Annotated in this window: 22 protein-coding genes and 1 tRNA gene; 13 read left to right on the top strand and 10 right to left on the bottom strand. The window is 63.1% G+C overall.

Features of this window, described 5'->3' with window-relative positions; translation table 11 throughout:
- Positions 1-12: 12 nt before the first annotated feature.
- Positions 13-2,277: an LPS-assembly protein LptD gene (locus NUH86_RS11260; RefSeq protein ID WP_267249589.1), complete on the bottom strand. Its 2,265-nt coding sequence runs from the start codon at positions 2,275-2,277 to the stop codon at positions 13-15.
- 174 nt (positions 2,278-2,451) lie between these two features.
- On the opposite strand from NUH86_RS11260, the gene NUH86_RS11255 reads away from it, so the two are divergent.
- From NUH86_RS11255 to ndk, 3 genes are all read left to right on the top strand, one after another.
- Positions 2,452-3,897 (top strand): leucyl aminopeptidase, encoded by a 1,446-nt coding sequence (locus NUH86_RS11255; protein WP_267249588.1) that lies wholly within the window; start codon positions 2,452-2,454, stop codon positions 3,895-3,897.
- Positions 3,897-4,346, top strand: a complete 450-nt coding sequence (locus NUH86_RS11250) for a DNA polymerase III subunit chi (RefSeq protein ID WP_267249587.1) — start codon at positions 3,897-3,899, stop codon at positions 4,344-4,346. Before NUH86_RS11255 ends, NUH86_RS11250 begins: the two co-directional genes overlap by 1 nt.
- Before the next feature lie 106 nt (positions 4,347-4,452).
- Complete coding sequence (ndk, locus tag NUH86_RS11245; protein ID WP_013847527.1) at positions 4,453-4,875, top strand: nucleoside-diphosphate kinase; 423 nt, start codon at positions 4,453-4,455, stop codon at positions 4,873-4,875.
- Positions 4,876-5,180: 305 nt separating this feature from the next.
- On the opposite strand, the gene NUH86_RS11240 is transcribed toward ndk, so the two are convergent.
- Positions 5,181-5,855 carry a glutathione S-transferase gene (locus NUH86_RS11240; RefSeq protein WP_267249586.1) on the bottom strand — a complete coding sequence of 225 codons (675 nt, stop codon included), beginning with the start codon at positions 5,853-5,855 and terminating at the stop codon, positions 5,181-5,183.
- A gap of 163 nt (positions 5,856-6,018) precedes the next feature.
- Between NUH86_RS11240 and NUH86_RS11235 the strand changes: the two genes are divergently transcribed.
- The 3 genes from NUH86_RS11235 to NUH86_RS11225 all read left to right on the top strand — a co-directional run bounded on the left by NUH86_RS11235 (position 6,019) and on the right by NUH86_RS11225 (position 9,597).
- Positions 6,019-6,810: a sulfite exporter TauE/SafE family protein gene (locus NUH86_RS11235; RefSeq protein ID WP_267249585.1), complete on the top strand. Its 792-nt coding sequence runs from the start codon at positions 6,019-6,021 to the stop codon at positions 6,808-6,810.
- 662 nt (positions 6,811-7,472) lie between these two features.
- A complete protein-coding gene (locus NUH86_RS11230; RefSeq protein WP_267249584.1) occupies positions 7,473-8,663 on the top strand; it encodes an MFS transporter in 1,191 nt (396 codons plus the stop codon).
- A 571-nt stretch (positions 8,664-9,234) separates the two neighbouring features.
- On the top strand, positions 9,235-9,597 hold the full coding sequence (locus tag NUH86_RS11225) for a hypothetical protein (RefSeq protein ID WP_267249583.1): 363 nt from the start codon (positions 9,235-9,237) through the stop codon (positions 9,595-9,597).
- A 24-nt stretch (positions 9,598-9,621) separates the two neighbouring features.
- Here the strand turns inward: NUH86_RS11225 and NUH86_RS11220 are convergent, their stop codons facing one another.
- From NUH86_RS11220 to NUH86_RS11210, 3 genes are all read right to left on the bottom strand, one after another.
- Positions 9,622-10,743 carry a S8 family serine peptidase gene (locus NUH86_RS11220; protein WP_267249582.1) on the bottom strand — a complete coding sequence of 374 codons (1,122 nt, stop codon included), beginning with the start codon at positions 10,741-10,743 and terminating at the stop codon, positions 9,622-9,624.
- A 314-nt stretch (positions 10,744-11,057) separates the two neighbouring features.
- Positions 11,058-11,834 (bottom strand): transporter, encoded by a 777-nt coding sequence (locus tag NUH86_RS11215; RefSeq protein ID WP_267249581.1) that lies wholly within the window; start codon positions 11,832-11,834, stop codon positions 11,058-11,060.
- A 65-nt stretch (positions 11,835-11,899) separates the two neighbouring features.
- Complete coding sequence (locus NUH86_RS11210) at positions 11,900-12,343, bottom strand: hypothetical protein (protein WP_267249580.1); 444 nt, start codon at positions 12,341-12,343, stop codon at positions 11,900-11,902.
- A gap of 50 nt (positions 12,344-12,393) precedes the next feature.
- Here NUH86_RS11210 and NUH86_RS11205 point away from each other — a divergent pair, with 50 nt between their 5' ends.
- Positions 12,394-13,227, top strand: a complete 834-nt coding sequence (locus tag NUH86_RS11205) for an IS5 family transposase (RefSeq protein WP_267249579.1) — start codon at positions 12,394-12,396, stop codon at positions 13,225-13,227.
- Here the strand turns inward: NUH86_RS11205 and NUH86_RS11200 are convergent.
- Complete coding sequence (locus tag NUH86_RS11200; protein WP_267249578.1) at positions 13,218-13,421, bottom strand: hypothetical protein; 204 nt, start codon at positions 13,419-13,421, stop codon at positions 13,218-13,220. The two genes, NUH86_RS11205 and NUH86_RS11200, sit on opposite strands and share 10 nt — an antisense overlap.
- 135 nt (positions 13,422-13,556) lie before the next feature.
- Between NUH86_RS11200 and NUH86_RS11195 the strand changes: the two genes are divergently transcribed.
- Positions 13,557-14,087: a S8 family serine peptidase gene (locus NUH86_RS11195; protein WP_323749019.1), complete on the top strand. Its 531-nt coding sequence runs from the start codon at positions 13,557-13,559 to the stop codon at positions 14,085-14,087.
- A gap of 96 nt (positions 14,088-14,183) precedes the next feature.
- On the opposite strand, the gene cueR is transcribed toward NUH86_RS11195, so the two are convergent.
- The 3 genes from cueR to NUH86_RS24840 all read right to left on the bottom strand — a co-directional run bounded on the left by cueR (position 14,184) and on the right by NUH86_RS24840 (position 17,243).
- On the bottom strand, positions 14,184-14,570 hold the full coding sequence (gene cueR, locus NUH86_RS11190) for a Cu(I)-responsive transcriptional regulator (RefSeq protein ID WP_267249577.1): 387 nt from the start codon (positions 14,568-14,570) through the stop codon (positions 14,184-14,186).
- Positions 14,567-16,909: a heavy metal translocating P-type ATPase gene (locus tag NUH86_RS11185; RefSeq protein ID WP_267249576.1), complete on the bottom strand. Its 2,343-nt coding sequence runs from the start codon at positions 16,907-16,909 to the stop codon at positions 14,567-14,569. Before NUH86_RS11185 ends, cueR begins: the two co-directional genes overlap by 4 nt.
- Before the next feature lie 106 nt (positions 16,910-17,015).
- Entirely contained in the window at positions 17,016-17,243 is a 228-nt protein-coding gene (locus NUH86_RS24840; protein ID WP_267252199.1) for a hypothetical protein, read from the bottom strand.
- Between NUH86_RS24840 and NUH86_RS11175 the strand changes: the two genes are divergently transcribed.
- From NUH86_RS11175 to NUH86_RS11165, 3 genes are all read left to right on the top strand, one after another.
- Positions 17,172-17,330 carry a DUF2933 domain-containing protein gene (locus NUH86_RS11175; RefSeq protein ID WP_267252110.1) on the top strand — a complete coding sequence of 53 codons (159 nt, stop codon included), beginning with the start codon at positions 17,172-17,174 and terminating at the stop codon, positions 17,328-17,330. The genes NUH86_RS24840 and NUH86_RS11175 overlap by 72 nt on opposite strands.
- A 125-nt stretch (positions 17,331-17,455) precedes the next feature.
- Positions 17,456-18,594 (top strand): IS3 family transposase gene (locus NUH86_RS11170; protein ID WP_267249575.1). Its coding sequence is split into 2 segments (ribosomal slippage): positions 17,456-17,714 and positions 17,714-18,594, totalling 1,140 coding nucleotides; the frame shifts between segments, so codons are not numbered across the junction.
- 106 nt (positions 18,595-18,700) lie between these two features.
- A complete protein-coding gene (locus NUH86_RS11165) occupies positions 18,701-19,639 on the top strand; it encodes a tyrosine-type recombinase/integrase (RefSeq protein ID WP_267249574.1) in 939 nt (312 codons plus the stop codon).
- 14 nt (positions 19,640-19,653) lie between these two features.
- Here NUH86_RS11165 and NUH86_RS11160 read toward each other — a convergent pair.
- Positions 19,654-19,727 (bottom strand) — tRNA-Cys (locus NUH86_RS11160).
- A gap of 200 nt (positions 19,728-19,927) precedes the next feature.
- Here NUH86_RS11160 and NUH86_RS11155 point away from each other — a divergent pair.
- Together NUH86_RS11155 and NUH86_RS11150 are read left to right on the top strand one after the other, a co-directional pair.
- The gene (locus NUH86_RS11155) at positions 19,928-20,560 is read left to right on the top strand and encodes a protein-L-isoaspartate O-methyltransferase family protein (protein WP_267249573.1); all 633 of its coding nucleotides are present in this window, start codon (positions 19,928-19,930) and stop codon (positions 20,558-20,560) included.
- 73 nt (positions 20,561-20,633) lie between these two features.
- Complete coding sequence (locus tag NUH86_RS11150) at positions 20,634-22,061, top strand: TolC family outer membrane protein (RefSeq protein ID WP_416365320.1); 1,428 nt, start codon at positions 20,634-20,636, stop codon at positions 22,059-22,061.
- Positions 22,062-22,095: the final 34 nt, after the last annotated feature.

The raw sequence follows: 22,095 nt of genomic DNA, 5'->3' as shown, positions 1-22,095 counted from the left end.
GAAGGCTGATCCTTATATGCCAATATTGCGAAAAGCCAGCCGAAGCTGGAAGCTGTTGCCCTTTCGTGCGTCGCCCAGCACCTGATAGTCGCGCCGCCAGGTCAGGCCCAGCGTCAGGCAATCATCCTCATAGGCTATCCCCAGGCGATGGCGGACGGGTTCGTAACCGTCCGCGTCGGACAGCGGTTCCTCCTTCGCGTCGGTCAGGTCGATGACGGTCGAGCCGAAGACGGACCAGAAGCGCGCGAACTGGACGCGGCCGCCCAGCCGCAATTCCTCACGGTCCTGCAAATCCTCCAGATTGAGGTTCGCGTCGCGGTTCAGGCGCAGATAGCCGATCGTCGCATAGGTCTTGCGGCTGCCGACGGTGGCGTTGATTTCGTTACGGCGGACCGCCAGATTATCCTTGTCCAGCCGGAAGCGGTGGGTGAAGCTGAGGAAATCCCGGTAGCGGACGGTGGTGCGGCCGACGACGTCGGACAGACGATCCGACAGGCCGGTGCCGTCCGGGAGGATGCTTTCGCGACTGTTCAGGCGATAGCTTTGCCCGACCACGCTCTCCAGCGAGAAGTTGGGCAGCGACAGGCCATATTCGAGACCATAGGTGACGCGGGTCGAATCCTCGAACCGGTCATAGCCGGAAAAGCGGTTGAGCGCGAAGAGATTGCTGTCCTCCAGGTCGATGGCGCGGGCGTCCTCATTGGGGACGGACAGGTTGGCGATCTTCGGCGCGGCCACGATCTGGACGCGGGGGGCGATGCGCTGCACGCCACCGAACGCCGCGCCCATGAAGGGCCAGCGGACATCGATCGCCGCCGCCGCGATTCCCCGCGCCTTCCATCCCGGATCGCCCGCATAGCCGACCACGCTGTTCATCAGATTGTCGCTGCTGTGGTAGACGTCGCCGCGCAAATAGGTGGTGAAGGCGACTTCCTGACCCATCGGCGTCAGCTTGCGCAGATTCCATTCGAAGGCGGCGAAGGCGCGCTGCGTATCCTCCCCACGGGTGCGGGTGATGGCCAGGCTGTTCGCCTGAAACTGCGCCACGCCGCCCAGCAGCGGATCCTTCATCCGCAGGCGGTAATCGACGACGGGCAGGGCGATCGGCATCTGCCCCTGCGGATCGCCCGTGCGCAGCGTCTGCACCGCCCAGCCCGCGATGGAGAAATAGCTTTTCTCGCCGATCCGCTGGGCATTGAGGGTGGAGCGCAGGCGGTCGTCGCGGCTGATGTCGTAGCGGCGCAGGAAGGTGCGGTCGGTCGCCGCGCGAAGCGATCCCCCGATGCTCCATTCCGGCGTCAGTTGCAGCGCGCCGCTGGTGTCCAGATAGCCGCGGAAATCCTTCTGCGAATCCGCCGGGGTCGTGGACGCGGCGCTGCCGGTGCCGACGCGGCTGCCATAGGTGGCGTAGCCGGTGATCTGATAGGCGCCGCGATCCCATAAATGCCGGTAGTTCGTCTCCAGCATCGGCAGCGTGTCGGTATAGACGTGCGGCGTGATGGTCAGGTCGCGATTGGGCGCCAGCTTCAGATAATAGGGCAGCGCGACCTCGAACCCGTTGGTGCGGTCGTAACGCAGGTTCGGCACCAGCAGGCCGCTGCCGCCATTGTCGCCCACCGGATGGGAAAAGCCGGGCATCGGGATCAGCGGCAGGCCGAACAGTTCGATGCTGGCATTGGTATATTTGACGCGGGCCTTCACCGGATCGTAGACGACCTTCACCGCCTTGATCCGCCAGGTCGGCTCCTTGGGGCAGCCCTCATGATCCTCCACCGCGCAGCCGGTATAGGCGGCCTTGCGCAGCGTGTAGACGCCCTTCGCCCGTTCGCCGTTGGCGGCGGCCAGGCGTCCGCCCGATTGCAGCACCAGCAGCATGTTCCGCACCATCCCGTCCTGGAGGGAGTCGGTGACGTCGAACCGGTCGCCATAGGCGATATTGCCTTCCGGGTCCGTGACGGAGACGTTGCCGGTCGCCTCCACCTTCCCCGTGGTGCGGTTCCACACGACCTTGTCGGCGCGCAGCCGGTTACCCTCCCGCAGCAACTGCACATTGCCGCTGGCGGTCACGACCTCGCTGTCGCTGTCATATTGCAGCGCGTCGGCGGCAAAGCCGATCTGGTCGTCATTTTCCGGCACCGGGGCGTCGGGCGCGCTGACGGCCGTCTGCGGATCCTGAAGCTGCTGCGCGGCGGCATGCGGGATGAAACCCAGGCACGAAAGGGCGACGCTCGCGGCCAGGGCCTGTTGGAAACGCAAGGGGAAACGGGAAATCTGCAAAGGGTGGGGCCTCTTCGGGGGCGCTTTGTTTCCCGCCTATCGCATTGCTTTGCGCGCGCCGCAATCTTTCACGCCCAGTCTTTTGCCCGAAAATCGGTCGAACGGCTTTGCCAGACGGTCGAACCCGCACTATCTGGAGGGCATGAAGCCTTGCAGGAAATAAAAGGATCCTTGATGGAAATCGCGTTCAGCCCTGTCCGTCCCGAAGCCGATACGCTGGTCTTCGCCGTGCCGAAGGGCGGCTTCGACGCCCTGCCGCTGAGCGCCGCGCCCGTGCTGGCGGCGGGCGCCGCCGCCGCGCGCTTCGCGGGAGAAACGGGGACGAGCTTCGAGAGCTTCGTGGAAGAGGATGGCAAGGTGCTGCGCGTGGTGCTGGTCGGCACGGGCGCGGGCAGCGACGCGGATCATGAGCGGGCGGGCAGTGCGCTGACGGCGCGGCTGTCGACCAGCGGCGCGACCCATGCGGCGGTCGAATTCTTCGGCGGCGCGAGCGGGGAGAAGGCGGCGGCGCTGGCGCTGGGCGCGTCGTTGCGCGGCTGGCGGATCGACACCTATCGCACCCGGCAGGCAGAAAAGGCGAAGCCGACGCTGGCCAGGATCACGCTGGTTTCGGCGGATGCCGGTGCGGCATGGGAAAAGCAGGCGGCCGTCGCGGCGGGCGTGGCCTTCACCCGCGAACTGGTGTCGGAGCCTGCGAACATCCTCTATCCCGAAAGCTTCGTGGAGCGCTGCAGGCATCTGGAAGGGCTGGGGGTCAAGATCACCGTGCTCGACAAGGCGGCGATGACGGAGCTGGGCATGGGCGCGCTGCTGGGCGTGGCGCAGGGGTCGGTCCGTGAGCCGCGGTTGATCGCGATGGAATGGGACGGCACGGGCGGCGCGACCGAAAAGCCGCTGGTCTTCGTCGGCAAGGGCGTGACCTTCGACACGGGCGGCATTTCTCTGAAGCCCGGCGCGGGCATGGAAGACATGAAGTGGGACATGGGCGGCGCGGGCGCTGTCGCGGGCGCGATCAAGGCGCTGGCAGGGCGCAAGGCGAAGGTCCGCGTCGTCGGCATCTGCGGCCTGGTCGAAAATATGCCCGACGGCAATGCGCAGCGGCCCGGCGACATCGTCACCTCCATGTCGGGCCAGACCATCGAAGTGCTGAACACCGATGCCGAAGGCCGCCTGGTGCTGTGCGACGTCATCACCTGGGCGCAGAAGACCTATGCGCCGGAGGTGATCATCGACCTGGCCACGCTGACCGGCGCGATGATCATCTCGCTCGGCAACGAATATGCGGGCATCTTCGCCAATGACGACGCCCTGGCCGACGATCTGATCGCGGCGGGCAAGGCGGCGGGCGACCAGTTGTGGCGCTTCCCGCTGGGCGAGGCCTATAACAAGCTGATCGACAGCCCGATCGCCGACATGAAGAATATTGGGCCGCGCTATGGCGGGTCGATCACCGCGGCGCAGTTCATCAAGCGCTTCGTGGACGAGGGCGTCAAATGGGCGCATCTCGACATTGCGGGCATGGTCTGGGCCGACAAGCCCGGCGCGACGTGGGACAAGGGGGCTACCGGCTATGGCGTGCGCCTGCTCGACCGCTATGTCGCGGACAAGTTCGAGCAATAATGCAGGTCGATTTCTACCAGCTCAGCCGCGATCCGGTGGAACAGGTGTTGCCCGCCATCGCGGGCCGCATCCTGGACATGGGTGCGCGGCTGCTGGTGGTGGCGCGGGAGCCGGAACGGCTGGATCGTATCTCCGCCGGGCTGTGGGCCGGGCCGCCGGAGAGCTTCCTGGCGCATGGCCGGGCGGGCGAGGGCGCCGAGTCGGCGCAGCCGGTGCTGCTGGCGTCGGATTGTCCCACCGCCCATCTAGCCGCTAATGGGGCACGGCATGTCGCATTGGCGGACGGCGTCTGGCGCGAGGAAGCGCTGGAATTCGAGCGGGCCTTCTATTTCTTCGATTCGGAAACGATAGAAGCAGCGCGGGCAAGCTGGCGCGATCTTTCCCGGCGGGACGGCGTGACGCCCCGCTTCTGGCGGCAGGAAGGCCGCAAATGGGTGCAAGGTCCGTAGTTGAAGCCCATAGCTGGGGCGATGAGCCAGCCCCTCTTGCGATAGCCATCGGCCCGGTCTAAAGGGCGCGCCAACTCATCCCAACAATTCGGAGCTTTTGAGCCTCATGGCCGTCACCCGCACCTTTTCGATCATCAAGCCCGACGCGACCCGTCGCAACCTGACGGGCGCCGTGACCAAGAAGCTGGAGGAAGCGGGCCTGCGGGTCGTCGCTTCGAAGCGCATCCGCATGAGCCGCGAGCAGGCCGAGGGCTTCTACGCCGTGCACAAGGAACGCCCCTTCTTCGCCGATCTGGTCGCCTTCATGATCTCCGGCCCGGTGGTCGTGCAGGTTCTGGAAGGCGAGGACGCCGTGAAGCGCAACCGCGACATCATGGGCGCCACCAACCCGGCCAATGCCGACGAAGGCACCATCCGCAAGGAATATGCCGAATCGATCGAAGCCAATTCGGTCCACGGTTCGGACAGCGAGGAAAATGCCGCGATCGAAATCGCCTATTTCTTCAAGGCCGACGAAATCGTCGGCTGATCCGGCGCGATAGCGTCAGGACTGGATAAGGGGCCGGGGACGAAAGTCCGCCGGCCCTTTTCTCTTGGCGGGTTTGGGTGGAAGGCGGGCGTTCCTTATCCCTCTCCCTGGAGGGAGAGGGCTGCGAAGACTTGGCAGCTTGCTGCCTTAGTCGTAGCTGGGTGAGGGGGTTGCGATCCAACGGATCGCGCGGGCCGCAGGCCCGCTCCCCCTCATCCAACTCCGCCTAGGCTCCTTCGTCGCCAAGGCTTCGTATCCTTCTCCCTCAAGGGAGAAGGAATGTCTTGGACGGCCAAAAACCCGCCTCACCCCAATTGCGGCGGTGCCTCGAACCGGTCGATCACCCATTCCTCCGCCTGGGCGCCGCCGATCCATTCCTGCATCCAGGGATGGTTGATCACCGCGCGCATATAGGCCTCCGCAAAGCGGGCCACGGGCAGTTGATAGGTGATGAAGCGAGTCACGACCGGCGCGAACATCACATCGACCGCGCCGAACCCCCCGAACAGAAATTCCCCTTCGCCGCCATAGCGCGCGCGGGCCTGCGCCCAAAGCTGCATGATGCGCGCGATGTCCTGCGCCACCGCTTCGGACGGCGGAACCGGCGCGTAGATCTGGCGGATGTTCATGCTGTGCTCGCGGCGCAGCGCGGCGAAGCTGCTATGCATTTCCGCCGCCATCGACCGGGCCATGGCGCGGGCGGCGCTGTCGGCGGGCCAGAATATGCCGCCGCCCGATTTTTCATTGAGATATTCGACGATGGCCAGGCTGTCCCAGACGACCGTCTCATCGCCGTCCCAGAGTATCGGCACTTTTCCCGACGACGGCGCGAATTCGTCGCCTTCCCGCCGTTTCTCCCACGCCTCGTCATAAAGCGGGACCACGACTTCCTCGAAGGGAAGGCCGGACAGCTTGCACGCCAGCCAGCCGCGCAGCGACCAGCTCGAATAGGCCTTGTTGCCAATGAACAGCTTCATCATGCGCCCGTCTTAGACGGCAGGGGCAAGGGAAGTCGAGAGGGCCGCCCGCCTAACAGCAATTGTTTGCGCGGCGATAAATTTCCAATCCGAAAGGGGGCTGGCTGGCGCGGGCTTTGGCTTCTAGATGTCTACCGGATCACGCATGGAGGGTTTGGGGCGGAATATGGATTGGTTGCACGCGGTCGCGGGCCTTTTCGTGGGCCTGATGGTCGGCATGACCGGCGTGGGCGGCGGGTCGCTGATGGCGCCGATCCTGATCCTGCTGTTCGGCGTGGCCCCCACCACGGCGGTCGGCACGGACCTGTGGTTCGCGTCCATCACCAAGGCGGTCGGGGGCGCGGTGCATCATCATCAGGGCGGGGCCGACGGCGGCCCGGACTATGAGGTGGTGAAGCGGCTGATGATCGGCAGCATTCCCGCCTCCCTGATCGTGTTGGCGGTCCTGTCGCAAATGCATATCGGGCAGATCAGGACCGGCGTGGTCACGGGCGCGCTGGGCGTGGTGCTGATCGGCACGGCGTTTGCTACCCTGCTGCGCGGCCGTTTTCATGCCTGGGCGCTGGCCCGCCGGGTGGGCACGGCGGGCGGCTTCACCCGCTGGCAACCGGCGCTCACCGTGCTGGCGGGCGCGTTGCTGGGCGCGATGGTGACGCTGACCTCCATCGGGGCGGGCGCGATCGGGGCGACGTTGCTGCTGGCGCTCTATCCGCTGCGCATGCGGATGCAGCGGCTGGTGGCGACCGACATCGTCCACGCCGTGCCGCTGACCCTGGTGGCGGGGCTGGGGCATTTGTGGATCGGCAATGTGAACCTGCTGCTGCTGGTCAACCTGTTGGCCGGATCGCTGCCGGGCATCGTGATCGGCTCCCTGCTGGCCACGCGCACGTCGGATCGCGTGTTGCAGCCCCTGCTGGCGGCGGTGCTGGTGGTGGTGGGGTGGCGATTGATCGCCTGACGAGCCGGAATCGAATCCCGCAAATAAATGACGTATAAACAGACATCTGCCTATTTGTCTGACAAATGGTTCCATCAATTAGTCCATCGCCACAGAGATCGACTTCGGTTCGATGCTTCATGCATAGTTGCAATTTTGCAACATTCTGACTATTGCGTCTAAAAACAACAATTTGCGCCGATAATTCGACCAACTTTGTTGAGGCGGTTCAAGGAGCGGGATTCTAAGTGCTGAGCAATTGATGGACACGAGTCCCGAACCGAATTGGTGTAGCGGCCTAAATCCTTGAAAGATGGCCATTCAAGCGCTTCCTGCCGCCAGGCAGAACATTGAAGATTGCTGCCACACTTCTTTTGCGGCGATGGGGGAATGAGCATCATGAAATCGCCGCTTTGACAACCGCTCACCGCGAACGCAGCAAACGTTCCTCTCATGCGCGGACGACAGCGTCCGCTGGCGGACTTTGGCCGATTGCAGACTGGCGGTTTCGGAGAGCCTAGAATGGGATCGCTGCCATTCATCGGGTGTCGAAAAACACCTGATTGTCGCGAGCTGATCGGAAAGGCCCAGCGCCTGTCATCGTAATCCGCTATTCGCTTTGCCATGATCCTATTGCAGCGCGCAATTCGGCATAAAGCAGGCCAATACGGAAGGGTTGATGAGTGGGGGTTGAATTCCGGAAAGGCTGGGGGTGGCTGGTCCTTGTAGCGCTGACGGCTTCGACCATCGGTGACGAAATCACTCTGCTGACGCTGATGTTCCGCACGGCCGACAACGCGCCCGCCTACGCCGTGCCGGTACTACTGATCGCGGAACTGCTACCCGGTCTGATCGTGGCACCCTATGCGGGTCGCCTGATCGATAGCCGGGATGCGGCGAGGGTGCTGGTCGTGGTGTCGGCGCTGCAAGCCGTGGTGATCGCGTTCATCGCACTCTATCCCCCGTTCACCCTCGCCGGGGCCGCGCTCTTGAGCATGCTGTTCACGATCAGCAGCGCCGCCACCTTTGCGCTGATCCCGGTGCTGGCGCGCGCGCTGGGCATGACGCTTGCGCGCGCCAATTCGTTTTTGGAAATGGTTCGCAGCCTTGGAATGCTCGTCGGCCCTGTCGCGGGCGGAGTGTTGGTAGGCTGGGTGGGATCGCGCACTGCGCTCCTGGCCGACGCCGCCAGTTTCGGATTGCTGCTACTCGTCGTCGCCGCAAGTGGCCTTCGCCGCAGGCCGCAACGAAGTGAGAATGAGGGGCGGACGCTCCTTGCCGACTATCAGCCGCTGCTCCGCAATCGGCGGGCGATGGTGGCCACCGGGGCGCTCAGTCTTGAAGTGTTCGCGACCGCGATTGCCGATGTTGCCTTTGTGTTCCTCGTCACCGTGACGCTTGGGAGCGGTCCAACGACATTCGGCGTGCTGACGGCACTCTGGGCCGGTGGGATGCTGATCGGCGCGGCGCTGGCTGAACGGGTAATGGGCCGTCGGATCGGTCTGGCCGCATTCGGTACGGCTGCCATCATGGGGGCGACCATGCTGCTGGTCGGCCTTGCTCCGATCGGTGTTACGGTCGTCGCCATTGCCTTCATTGCCGGAGGCGGCGCGAACAGCATCCACAATGTGGCGGTACGGACCTTGCTTCAATCGGAATGCTCGCCCGCTGATCATGGCAAGGTTGCTGCGATCTATGGCGCGGTGACGCGCACCGCCGCGATCGGCGGTTATATCGCTGGCGGTTTCTTCGTGCCGAATGACGCACCGAGCGCCTATGTGGTAGGTGGCCTTCTTGGCGTCGGCGCGGGAATAATAGGCTGGCGGATATTCAATGGCAGATGGTCCGCCTCACCGGTCAGCAGACGAAAATGACCTGTTTTTCGCGTATCGATGATTGGCTGGGACGGGTGGCTAGCGCGCATTGGAAGCGGTAGCAGTTGGCATCAACTGTCGACTATCGGTGGAAAGTATCGTGACCAATTCAAAGCGATTTTTGATCGGGTGCGGTCTAATGGCAGGTGCTGGCGGATTTTTTGGCTGGGCACGTTAGTATCTCGGCCGCCGATGCACGAACAGCAACGAGCGCGTCCTCTGCCGTCGTCAGAACGGTCAACATCGCTGCAGACAGGAAGAAGGATGTTTTCTCCGTCCTTTGCAGACGATCCCTATGTTGTTCAACAGTGGAAAGAACCCATCGAAGCGCTGGAGCGGCAATGCCGAGATACGAATGAGTTTTGCGCCGAAGCCAAAAGCGCGAGACTACGATTTAATGACGGTGACTGATTGTAGCGTGCCGCCAACATTCTCAGTCAGGCATTGGCCGATCCAAGCTATATGAGTTGATCGCCGACGGGCATATCGAAATCGTCAAGGTCGGGGCCATGACGCTGGTGCCGCTGGAAAGCCTGCGCGGGCCCATTGAGCGCGGTAAGCCGGGAGACGGATGATGATCCTGCATCCCGAACTCATCCGCGCCATCGCCACGGTCGCCATTGCCTCAACGCCGGGACAGAAGCGTCGAGACTTGGTGATTCAACAAGAGCTGACCACATCGTCGGCCGACGATAGCATCGTTGATCGCGTCATGGATGCATTGGTCGCGTGCGGAACAGGTTCAGATGAGTTGTCCGAATGCGCCACTTTTCGCCGTTCAATTAACTTTTTGGCGTCCTTGGAAGCCGACATGCCGGTGCCACGGCCCACATGCGCACTTCTGACCCGCTCTTACCCCAGCCCACCAGCGACGGAGCAGCGTTCATCAATATCGCGGGCCGGATCAGTGAAGATCTTATCTTTGCTCGCTTGAAGACGATGTAACGACCGCCATTGCCTATTGGACTCCGATGGGATCTGGACGGCCGTCAGGATCCCGAAGCGCGGAGCCGTTCGTAACCGGCGCAGCACCGCCGCGCAGAAGCAATATGCCCGCGAGGTGGGGTGCCGCCATCGATGTCCCGGACAAGGTGGCGTAGGTTCCGCCTTTGTATGTCGATAAAATCGAACTGCCAGGCTCGGCGAAATCGATTGGCGGGTTACCCCAGTTCGAATAGCGGGCAAAGACATCCTTGTTGTCGATTGCCGAAGCCGTATAAATGCCCGGACCATTGACACGCGCGGGTGAGTAGCTCGCAGCATTGGCAGAACTGTTTCCCGCCGCGATAGCGACGTAGAAGCCGGCATTGGCTGCTCTGACCACAGCATCATCCAGCTCCTGTAGCCCAGTGGTGATCAGGCTAAGGTTGATGACGTCTCCAGGGCGGCCTCTGGTCACGACATGATCCAGGCCCTTGATTACGTCGGAGTCTGCCCCGTTGCCGCTGCTGTCCAGCACCCGAACGGCCACCACTCGCGCGCCGGCTGCGACGCCGACGACGCCGATTGAATTGGCCTTCGCTCCGATTATGCCAGCAACATGGGTGCCATGGCCGTTCGCGTCGTTCGGGTCAGTGCTGCCGGGCAGAAAACTGACATTGTCGTATTGGGAGACGTTGAGGTCAGGATGGGTCATATCGATACCGGTATCGACGATCCAGGCCGTTCCAGACGAGCTGCCCGCACCGCCCACGCGCTTTACACCCCACGGGACGGTTTGCGACGACCCACTGCTAGACGGTGGACCACCTCGCGCGCTGATCTCGCCGACGACTGTTGGCGGGATGCTGGCCACGCGATCCTGAACACACCTGCGGATCAGTCGGTTCTTTGCCACGAGCTTCTCCGCGGCGGTGGCCGACATGTGGGCGGAAAAGCCGCTGAGAACATGACTGTAGATGTGCCTGATGCGACCGCCTACTGCTGCGACGGCAGCTCGCGCCTCGGATCCAGTGCTGATCGGCCCGGGCAGGAATGTGCAGATATAGCTGTTGGGAATTGCGTCGCCTGCCTTTGCTGATGCGACCCCCGGCACCGCCAAAAGCGCAGCGGCGGCAGAAAACAAGGATGCGCCTCTCATTACCCGGTCCCCCGACATTTGTGCGTGTACTGACCGGTGAAAGATAATCCGTCTAATAGAAGAGGGACATTCAACCGACGATATAGGCCGTGAGAATGGTGCCGAGCTGGCGATACGTCCCTAAGGCAAGCCCCACGCCTGTCGGGGCGTGGGACTCGTCGCAAGGGGGATAAACAATCTTACGGCCCGCCAACGGATTCGCCCATATAGCGGGCGCACTATTTCCTTCGGGATCAAAGCGCCCGAATGCCGGTCGAGACCGCGGGACCGCCGCGAACTCCGAGCTCGGAACGGCTCTGCTCCCGTCGAGATTTTCAGAACTTGATGCTGACCATCGAACCAACCCCATAATCGGGCGCGCCCTCGCTCAGCCCGGCTGTGCCATAAAGCGTGAACGTCAGCTTTCGGGCAAATGGTGTGCTGAACGCGCCAAACAGCTCATGGCTGTCTCGCGCCAGACCGCTGGTGCTTTCCCGATAGTCGTACGACGCGATGATCACCGACTTGCCCGCAGCGACGCTCATGCCCCCCGAAGCCGTCCAGGCATTGTGCAGTTCAAAGCCGTCCGGGTCGCCAGGCATGCGATAGCCGACGTTCACGAAAGGCGTAAGCGCTCCGAACGTCTTCGAAATCTCTGCCGAGGTGGTGACATCTACCTTTCCCGTGCCGAGGGCCTTGGAACGCGAAGCGGTCGGAACCTTGACCCGCGCCGACAGGTCGAGATTGAAGCCCAGCTGCTCCTCCGGGATCATGTAGGCCGCGCCAATGGTCAGGTCGCCAAGTCCGCTGCGCGTGGAGCGCGGCGCATTGGGATCGATGATGATACCGCCCGAACCGCCACCAACGATGGCCGACGATCCATTGATCCGCAGCCATGGCAGGGTGGCGGTCAGGCGGATATTGCCGGTCTTGTAGCGGAGGCTCATCGGGACGACGAGGATGTTTGTATCGACACCAGTGCCATAATCACCGCTTGAATAGTCGATGCCGGTGGTAGCGGTCAGGCTGCTTCCCTCGTCCGCCAGCGCGGACGTAGCAGAGGCAGCAAAAATGGTACCGGCAATCGCCAGATGGAAAACCCCCTTCATCATTCTCCCTTTCACATGATGAAGGGTGGGCCGGACTGACCCACCCTCTTTATTCTTGAATTGATGAGTTAGCTGCCGCGACCTGGGCGCGCGGCACGGACAGCATCGCGTATGGCGGTGGCATTTTCCCGAACAGCCGCCGCGTTGCTGCGGGATTCCTGTGCGCTCGTCCGCACTTCTGCGGCTGCAGACCGAGCGGCGGCAGCGTTAAGGCGAGCCTCCGCTGCTGATCCCCGAACGTCGGTGCTGCTAGACCGAGCGGCGCGCAGGTCAGCCACGGCACCCGTGCCGTCCTTGATTGCCGAGTTGGCGCCCTTCGCGGCCGCCACAGCCGCCGCGTCAGCCTTTGCCGACCGGGCAGTGTCGCCAGCTGTTGTGGAGGTGTCGGCGGTTGCGTCAGCCGTATCGTCCGTCGTGGTATCGTCGGTATCGTCCTGACTACGAGCCAGAGCACGGGCGTCATTGCGAGCATGTGCCTTTGCTGAGAGCCAGATCCGAAAGTTGTTGAGCAATACCAGCCTGTTGTGATTCACGCCGTCCTTGCGAAGAGATGGAGTGCCCCATGGCATGGACTGGTATTGCCCGGCGGGAGCATAGCCGGGAAGGATTGAGATATCCAACCGATATGACGGATCGGGAATGGGCGTTGGTTTCGCCTTTTATTCCTCCAGCCAAATCCGGCGGTCGCCGCCGAACGACCGACATGCGGGAATTGTTGAATGCGCTGCTCTATCTTGCCGGGGGCGGGTGTGCGTGGCGCATGCTGCCCAAATGCTTCCCGCCGGTCTCGACGGTGCGGCGCTATTTCTACGCCTGGCGCAATGCTGGATTGTTCGAGGCGATCAACACGGTTCTGGTGATGAACCTGCGTGAGATCGAGGGACGCGACGCCTCGCCCAGCGCTGGGGTGATTGACAGCCAGAGTGTGAAGACCACAGAATCCGGCGGCCCCACGGGCTATGATGCAGGCAAGAAGATCAAGGGAAGGAAGCGCCATATCCTCACTGACACTTGCGGCTTTCTGATCTTCATCCTGGTCCATGCCGCAGACATCCAGGACCGGGACGGTGCCGTCGATGTCCTCAAAGCAGTGCGCCAACGCTTTCCTTGGCTACGACACGTCTTCGCAGACGGCGGCTATGCAGGGGACAAACTCAGAGACGCACTGGCCTCGATGGGAAAGTGGACTGTCGAAATCATCAAGCGGTCCGACGCTGCCAAGGGCTTCCATGTCCTACCCCGCCGGTGGGTGGTCGAGCGCACTTTCGCATGGCTCGGCAGATGTCGTCGCCTCGCCAAAGACTGGGAGGCATCCATCGCCTCATCAACTGCTTGGACCCTCATTGCCTCCATACGCATGGTCACTCGACGAACCGCAAGGTATTGCTATGCTTGATAAACTTCTGAATCGGACACTGAGACATCTGCGCCGATCCCTTTCTGGTCGGAATCGCGCTGCGCCTTGGCCATCGTCGATACCTCTGCGCCGAAACTGGAGTTCTGGTCGGCACTCGTGTCAGCCGTCTGGGCGCTTGCCATGCTCGCGACCAGAGCCAGCGCTGAAATCATGGGGATTGCAGTTTTCGTCATCACGACTCTCCTCTATTATCACCCCTGTCCGGCCAGTAACATTCTAGAAATATGCCGGTTCCCCCCGCTGTGCAGGTATGAAGCTTAACGTGATGTTACCGTCGCTGGCGAAGTCCGCTTTTTCGCGGCAACGTCATCATCGCCGGTTCAGTCGGGATCGACGACGGCAAGGGCGGCACTGACCTCAATCAGATCTCAACCTTTTCGAACCGCGCTGGCGCCGGGGCTGATCGCTATCTGACGGCGCTAGGCTATCGCGACAGGACCATCAACCAGGATGGTGCTGCCTATCTCTATTCGGGCACGAGCTTTTCGGCACCGGTGATTTCGGGCGCGGTCGCGTTGATGGCGCAGGCCTTTCCCAATCTGACCAGCACGCAGATCATCGATATCCTGTTCCGCACCGCCGATGACCTGGGGGGCGCGGGCACCGACGCGACCTTCGGCAAGGGGCGGCTGAATATCGCGCGCGCCTTCCAGCCGATCGGCGCAACCACTCTTGCCGGGACCGGGGTCGCCGTGCGCCGTCGCGACACGTCAATTTCGCTGTCGATCAGCAGGCTGGATGAAAGTCGGACCGTGCTTGGCGGTCAGATGAGCCAGATCTTTGGCGGAGGCGCAGCTGGAAGCTGGCATCGCTCAGCACTGTCCCCCGTGGCACCGTGAAGGCCATCTATGGCGGAAGCGAGATAGCGGTGGGGACGAGTTGGCCAAACGGGCACCCAGTAAGCGCATGAGGCGCCATAGATGGGCCACCCAATACTAACGCTCGAGCTCATCGAGGATCGGGCAGTCGGGCCGCTTGTCGCCGATGCAGTGAGCCGCTAATGCAAGCAACGTGCTGCGCATTGCCTGCAGCGCGGCGGCCTTTCGGCCAAGATCATCAGCACGGGCCTGTGCCATGGCCTTTACCTCGCTACTGGCTCGACGACGATCGGCCCATAGGTCGAGAAGAGTCCGGATTTCCTCGATCGGGAATCCCAGATCGCGAGCGTTGGCGATGAAGCGCAGTCGGTGGACGTCGGTATCGCCATAATCGCGATAGCCGCTGTCACGGCGCGCAGCGGCGGGGATCAGGCCGATTTTCTCATAGTGGCGGATCATCCGCTGCGAGACCCCACTCGCCTTCGAAGCCTGGCCTATGTTCATAGCGATTGCCGGTTGAGCCTGAGCGCATTGGTGACGACGCTGACCGATGAGAGTGCCATCGCGGCTGCGGCGATCATCGGCGACAGCAGGATGCCGAACAGCGGATAGAGCAGCCCCGCCGCGACCGGAATGCCGGCCGCATTGTAGATGAAGGCGAAGACGAGGTTCTGGCGGATGTTGGACATGGTCGCCTGACTGAGCCGGCGCGCCCGCACGATCCCCATCAGGTCGCCTTTTAATAGCGTAATGCCGGCGCTCTCGATCGCGACGTCGGTGCCCGATCCCATCGCGATCCCGACCTCGGCGGCGGCGAGCGCGGGTGCGTCGTTAACCCCGTCGCCAGCCATCGCGACGATGCGGCCTTCGCGCTTCAGCCGCTCGACGACGGCACTCTTCTGATCGGGCAGCACCTCGGCCTCGACCTCGTCTATGCCGAGCGTCCGGGCAACCGCTTCGGCCGTCGTGCGGTTGTCGCCGGTCAGCATCACGACGCGGATGCCCTCGGCCCGCAGGCCGGCGAGCGCTTCGGGCGTCGTCTTCTTGATCGGGTCGGCGATGGCGAGCACGCCTGCGACGATACCGTCGATCCCGGCGAATATCGCGGTCGCCCCGTCGCGCCGCAGTTCGTCGGCCGGCACGGCTAGCGCCGCGGTATCGACCCCGTGCTCCTTGAGAAAGGCGGTGTTGCCAAGCAGCACGCGCTTGCCTTCCACGGTGCCGAGCGCACCCTTGCCCGTCGGGGAGTCGAAGTCCGCAACCTCCGGAATCGCGATCTTGCGGCGGCCCGCTGCCTCGACGATCGCGCGGGCGAGCGGATGCTCGGAGGCACGCTCCACGGCTGCCGCGAGGCGCAGCACCTCGTCCTCGGTGAACCCCGGACCAGCCACGATCTTCGTGACCGATGGGTGGCCTTCGGTCAGCGTGCCGGTCTTGTCGACGACCAGCGTATCGATCTTCTCCATCCGCTCGAGCGCCTCGGCATTCTTGATGAGGACACCGAGACCGGCCCCCCGGCCGACGCCGACCATGATCGACATCGGCGTAGCGAGACCCAGCGCACAGGGGCAGGCGATGATCAGCACCGCCACTGCAGCGACCAGCCCATAGGCGAAGCGAGGCTCAGGGCCCCAGATCGCCCAGCCCGCGAAGGCGAGCACCGCGATCGCCAGCACCACCGGCACGAACCAGCCCGAGACCTGATCGGCCATGCGCTGGATCGGCGCGCGCGACCGCTGCGCGGCGGCGACCATCTGGACGATCCGGGCGAGCATCGTGTCGCGACCGACCTTGTCGGCCCTGATGATGAGCGCGCCGGTCTGGTTGAGCGTCCCGCCGATCACCTTGTCGCCGAGTGCTTTCGTCGTCGGCATCGATTCGCCGGTGACCATGGACTCGTCGAGCGAAGAGCGACCGTCCTCGACCACGCCGTCGACCGGCACCTTCTCGCCTGGGCGAACCCGCAGCCGATCGCCGACGACGATCTGGTCGAGGCCAACCTCTTCGTCGCTGCCGTTCGCGTCGATGCGCCGCGCGGTCTTGGGCGCGAGGTTGAGCAGCGCCTTGATCGCACCCGACGTCCGCTCGCGGGCGCGCAACTCAAGTACCTGGCCGAGTAGCACCAATATGGTGATGACTGCGGCGGCTTCAAAATAGATCGCAACCGTACCATCGGCCGAACGGAAGGCGGGCGGAAAGACGCCCGGCGCTAGCGCTGCGACCATGCTGTAGGCCCAGGCGATCCCGGTTCCCATCGCGATCAGGGTGAACATGTTGAGGTTGCGCGTCCGCACCGAGGCCCAGCCGCGCTCAAAGAATGGCCACCCCGCCCAAAGGACCACCGGGGTTGCCAGCACGAGCTGAATCCAGATCGCGATCCGCATCGGCACGACGTGATGAATTGCCGGGAAGATATGACCGCCCATTTCAAGGACGAGCACCGGCAGTGCCAGCACAAGGCCGATCCAGAAGCGTCGTGTCATATCCGCAAGCTCAGGACTGGGGCCGCTTTCGGCGGTAACGGTCAAAGGCTCCAGCGCCATGCCGCAGATCGGGCAGCTACCCGGGTGATCCTGGCGAATCTCCGGATGCATCGGGCAAGTCCAGATCGTACCGGGGGCTGGTTCCGATACGGCAGGCGCGGCGGGAACGAGGTAGCGGTCGGGATCGGCAACGAACTTGCTGCGGCAGCCTGAGCTGCAGAATTCATAGGTCGTTCCGCCATGTACCGCATGGTGGGCCGTTGTCTCCGGATCAACGGTCATCCCGCAGACCGGATCCTTCACTTCGCCCCCTTGGGCATGACGTGCATGGTTATGTGCATGATGTTCGGCGTACGTCATCGCAGTGCTCCTGATCGACGCTTCATCATATGGGGTCTGACATCGTGCTAAGGTCAAGGGCCTTACCCGGCACTTGGTATCAATACGTAAAGGGCAGCTGTAACCTTCACGATATGCCTTGTTGCAGGAGGGCAGGATCGTAGCTCTGAGCGACACCGATACGCACCATCACAGGAACAGGGCGCCGCGGCGCGCCAATATCGTCTTGATCGGGTTCCTTTTGATTGGCGGCTATTATCTCGTCACCGAGCACCGCGCCCATCTGGTCGGATTTCTGCCACTGCTGCTGTCGCTGGCGCTTTGCCTGGGAATGCACTTCTTCATGCACGGTCATGGACACAAGCACGATGGCTCCGCGACCGACACCGCACAACCTGAAGGCGGTTGGATGCAACCGCCGTCACAAGGAACGTTGTCATGAACCACGATGACATGTCCGCTTATGGCGCGCCGGACCGAATAGAGGTGGCCTGGCAAAATTGGACAGTGGGATAAGTGGATTTTCTGCCTGACGGCGGCCAGAGTAGCCGCGAGACAGGAGCAGAGATGAGCAAACGACCACGCCGGAATCACAGCCCGGCATTCAAGGCGAAGGTGGCATTGGCTGCCGTGAAGGGCGAGAAGACGCTGGCCGAGTTGGCGCAGCAGTTTGACGTGCATCCCAACCAGATCACGCAATGGCGCGGGCAACTTCTGGAAGGGGCCGCTGGTGTGTTCGGCAGCGAGACGCGGAACGACGCTGCCGAGCCGGTGATCGACGTAAAGACGCTGCACGCCAAGATTGGCGAACTGACGCTGGTGAACGATTTTTTGTCAGGCGCGCTCGGCAAGGCGGGTCTGTTGCCGAACGCAAAGCGATGATCGATCGATCGCACAGCTTGCCGCTCGCGCGGCAGGCCCGGACACTTGGGATCAGCCGGGGCAGCGTCTATTACCTGCCCAGGCCGGTTTCGGCGGCTGATCTGACGATCATGCGGCGCATCGACGAACTACACCTGGAATTTCCATTCGCGGGCAGTCGGATGCTGCGCGATCTGCTGCGGCAGGAAGGCATCGAGATCGGCCGCCAGCATGTCGCCACGCTGATGAAGAAGATGGCGATCGAAGCGAGTTACCGTCGCCCGAACACATCGAAGCCGACACCAGGGCACAAGATTTACCCCTACCTGCTGCGCAAACTGCCGATTGTGCGGCCCAACCAGGTCTGGGCGACTGACATCAGCTACATCCCGATGGCGAGGGGGTTCGTCTATCTCGTGGCCATCGTTGACTGGTTCAGCCGGAAGGTCCTGGCCTGGCGGGTGTCGATCACGATGGAGGCCGACTTCTGTGTCGAGGCATTGGAGGAAGCGCTCGCGCGCTTCGGAAAACCGGAGATTCTCAACACCGACCAGGGCAGTCAGTTCACTTCGCTCGCCTTCACAAGCGTGCTGCACCGGGAGAAAATCGCCATCAGCATGGACGGGCGGGGCGCATGGCGCGACAATGTGGTGGTCGAGCGCCTGTGGCGCTCGGTGAAATACGAGGAGGTTTATCTGCACGCCTACGGCGGGGTCAGCGAAGCCCGGGGATCGATCGGTCGTTATCTGAGCTTTTACAACGCGAAGAGGCCGCATTCGAGCCTTAGCGCCAAGACCCCGGACCAGGCATATTTTGACAACCTGCCCGTGGCGATGGCAGCATGAATTTGGCCGCCGATATGGGGCGTCACTCCGGTCGGGCTACGCCCTCCTGCATGACGCCCCATATCGGCAGTGCGAGCAAACAATCGGCAGACGGTCCACTTATCCAATGCCGATCGCCGTTCAGACCAACCCGGCCACCTCTGCTGTGCCGGAGCGGCTTGGCCCGAGCGAGGTGACGCAAACGAAAGTGCGGCAGATTCTGGAGCGATTTGCTGAGGGCAGGGAGGAGAGGCCCGTCAAAGGTATTCGCTTCGATCATATTGACGCGATCATCGCCAAGGCGCGGAACAAGACGGTGGATGAAAAGGGCCGCAAATTCGGGGGGATCGAGGCTGCTCGCAAACTGCATAAGGAACTGCGGCGTTTCTTCGCATTCGCACGCAAACTGGGTTGGATCACCACCAACCCGGTGGACGATTCTCAGACTGTGCAGGTTGCGCCAGGTGAACGGTCCTCGGGCTTCTATACTTGGACCGAGACTGACATCGCCGCATACCGCGCACGTTGGCCGCAAGGGACGAAGCAGCGTCTCGCCATGGAACTAATGCTCTGGACAGATCAGCGTAAGGTGGATGCTATCCATCTTGGCCGACAGCATATCAAAGCAGGCAAGTTTGCGATCCGGCAGACGAAAACCGGCAAGCTACTGCATTTGCCTATTGCCCCACAACTCGCGGCGGCGATCGATGCCATGCCGGCGAGCGATGCTTTGTGCTTTCTCGTTACGGAGTGGGGCAAGTCCTTTTCCGTCAAGGGGTTCGGAGGCTGGTTCCGCGAGCAGTGCAACGCCGCTGGTCTGCCGCGCTGCACGGCCCATGGGCTGCGTAAGGCAACGATGCGGCGCATGGCGGAACTGGAAATGCCGAACAAGACCATGAAGTCGGTCAGCGGCCATTCAAAGGATGATGAGGTCGCGCGTTACACCGAAGCGGCCAATCAGGAACGTCTCGCGGAGGGCGCAATCAAGCGCCTTGCCGAGTGGGAAATGTCTAACCCTAATCCAAGGTTAGACGCCAAATCAGCGCAAAGGACTGAAAATGGCTGATTATCTGAAAGGAATGGAGGCCCGAGCCGGAATCGAACCGGCGTATACGGATTTGCAGTCCGCTGCGTCACCACTCCGCCATCGGGCCTCGGCGTGGGTGGCCGCAAATGTGCGGCTTTTGATGCAAAGTCAAGCAGCGCTGTGATATTGTCGGGCAAGATTCTGGCGCTTGAGCGCGCAAAGCCGCTTGGCGTGGCCTGTCCGCTGATTTAGAGGTCCGATACGGGTTTTGCTGTATTGCTTTCATAATACAGCACTTCTATAAGCTATCCCATTCGAGGAATTGTCGTGACGGAGCAGAATTTTTCATCGATGCGGGCCGCCATGGTCGAAAGCCAGCTTCGCACCAGCGATGTGGATGATCAGCGCGTGATCGCGGCGATGGCCCATGTCGCGCGCGAGGATTTCGTGCCGGTCGAGCGGCGCGCCATGGCCTATGTCGACCGGCCGATTCCGCTGGCGAACGGCCGTGCGCTCAATCCGCCGCTGGTGACGGGCCGCCTGCTCAAGGAAGCGCAGATCGCGCAGGGCGACAAGGTGCTGCTGATCGGCGCGGCCACCGGCTATGGCGCGGCGCTGCTCGCGGCGCTGGGCGCGCAGGTGACGGCGGTCGAGGAAGAGGGCGGCGCGGACATCGCGGTCCCCGGCGTGACGGTCGTTCGCGGCCCGCTGAACGCCGGTGCGGCTGCCGGCGCGCCCTATGATGTGCTGTTCATCGACGGCGCGGTGGAGGAAGTGCCCGCTACGCTCGTTCAGCAGCTTGCCGATGGTGCGCGGGTCGTGACCGGTATTGTCGAGCGCGGCGTCACCCGTCTGTGCGGCGGTCGGGCGGTGTCGGGCGTGCTGGGTCTTGCCAGCCTCGCCGATTTGGAAATGGTTGTGCTTCCGGGCTTCGCCGCTCCGGAAAGATTTGTGTTCTAAAGGGCCGATCGGGGGAAAAATGACGGCAAGAAATCGGTTTCCTGGGGGGTCCGCCCTTGTCCTTTTGCTGTCTATGTCCGCCGCCATGGCCGGGGCGGCCCATGCGGAGACGTTGCAGGGCGCGCTCGCCAAGGCCTACCGGTCGAACCCGACCCTGACGGGCGCGCGCGCGGGGCAGCGGGCGACGGATGAGAATGTGCCCATCCAGAAGGCGTCGGGACGGCCCGCGCTGGACGCGACGGGCAGCTATTCGGAAAGCATCCTCAAGCCGACGATCAGCTTCACGTCGCCGCAGCGGACGCTGAACGCGAGCGCGCAGTTGAGCGTGCCGCTCTATGCGGGCGGCAGCGTGCGCAACAGCGTCAAGGCCGCCAGGACGCGGGTGGCGGCCGGACAGGCCGACCTGCGCGGTACGGAGGCCAGCGTCTTTTCGCAGGTCGTCGCCGCTTATATGGACGTCATTCGCAACAGCGCGGTCGTCGCCCTCAACCAGGCCAATGTGCGGGCGCTGGAGGTCAACCTCCAGGCGACCGGCGACCGGTTCGAGGTGGGCGACGTGACCCGCACCGACGTCGCGCAATCCGAATCGCGCCTGGCGCTGGCGCGCTCCGAACTCCAGGGCGCGGAGGCCAATCTGATCACCGCACGCGAAAATTACATCGCGCTGGTGGGCGAGGCGCCGGACAATCTGGAACCGCCGCCGCCCCTGCCGGGCCTGCCCGCGACCCCGGACAGCGCCGTGCAGGTGGCGCTGAAGGACAATCCGGACATTCTGGCGGCGCAGAAACTGCGGGAAGCGCAGCAATTCGACGTGCGCGCGGCCAAGGGCACGGTGCTGCCGACGGTGTCCGCCTTCACCCAGGCGGGCTACACCAATTATCTCGACACGCTGAATAGCGCGGGTGGTTCTGGCAGCGCCAACGGATCGCAGATCAACAAGCAGGCGTCGGCGGGCGTCCAACTGAACATTCCCTTCTACCAGGGCGGCCGTCCGGCGGCGCAGGTACGGCGCAACCAGGCGCTGGAATCCCAGGCGATGGAACAGGAGATCGAGGTCGAGCGCGGCGTGATCGCGCAGACCCGCTCCGCCTATGCCAGCTGGCAGGCTTCGCTGGAGAGCATCGAGTCGAACCAGAAGGCGGTCGATGCGGCCAACCTGTCGCTGGAAGGTGTGCGGGCGGAAAATTCCGTCGGCAGCCGCACCATCCTGGACATATTGAATGCGGAGCAGGAGGCGGTGAACGCCAAGGTTCAGCTCGTGACGGCGCGGCGCAACGCCTATGTCGCGGGTTTCAGCCTGCTCGCCGCCATGGGCCATGCCGAGGCGGACGACCTGAACCTGGAAGCGGGCACGCTCTACGACCCGATGGTCAATTACGACCGGGTGAAGGGCAAGTGGTTCGATTGGGATTTCGACCCCGCGCCCAGGGTGCAATCGACGCGGACCGTTGACTCCCCTGCGCAAAACGCCAATGTGGCCCCCGGTTTGGCGCAGCCTTAACGCAATTTTAACCCCGAAAGCGTTCCTTTGGTGG

Origin of the sequence: Sphingobium sp. JS3065, assembly GCF_026427355.1 — a bacterium.
GTDB lineage: Bacteria > Pseudomonadota > Alphaproteobacteria > Sphingomonadales > Sphingomonadaceae > Sphingobium.
The sequence above is the reverse complement of the archived record's forward strand: the minus strand, read 5'-3'. Positions and strand labels throughout refer to the sequence as shown.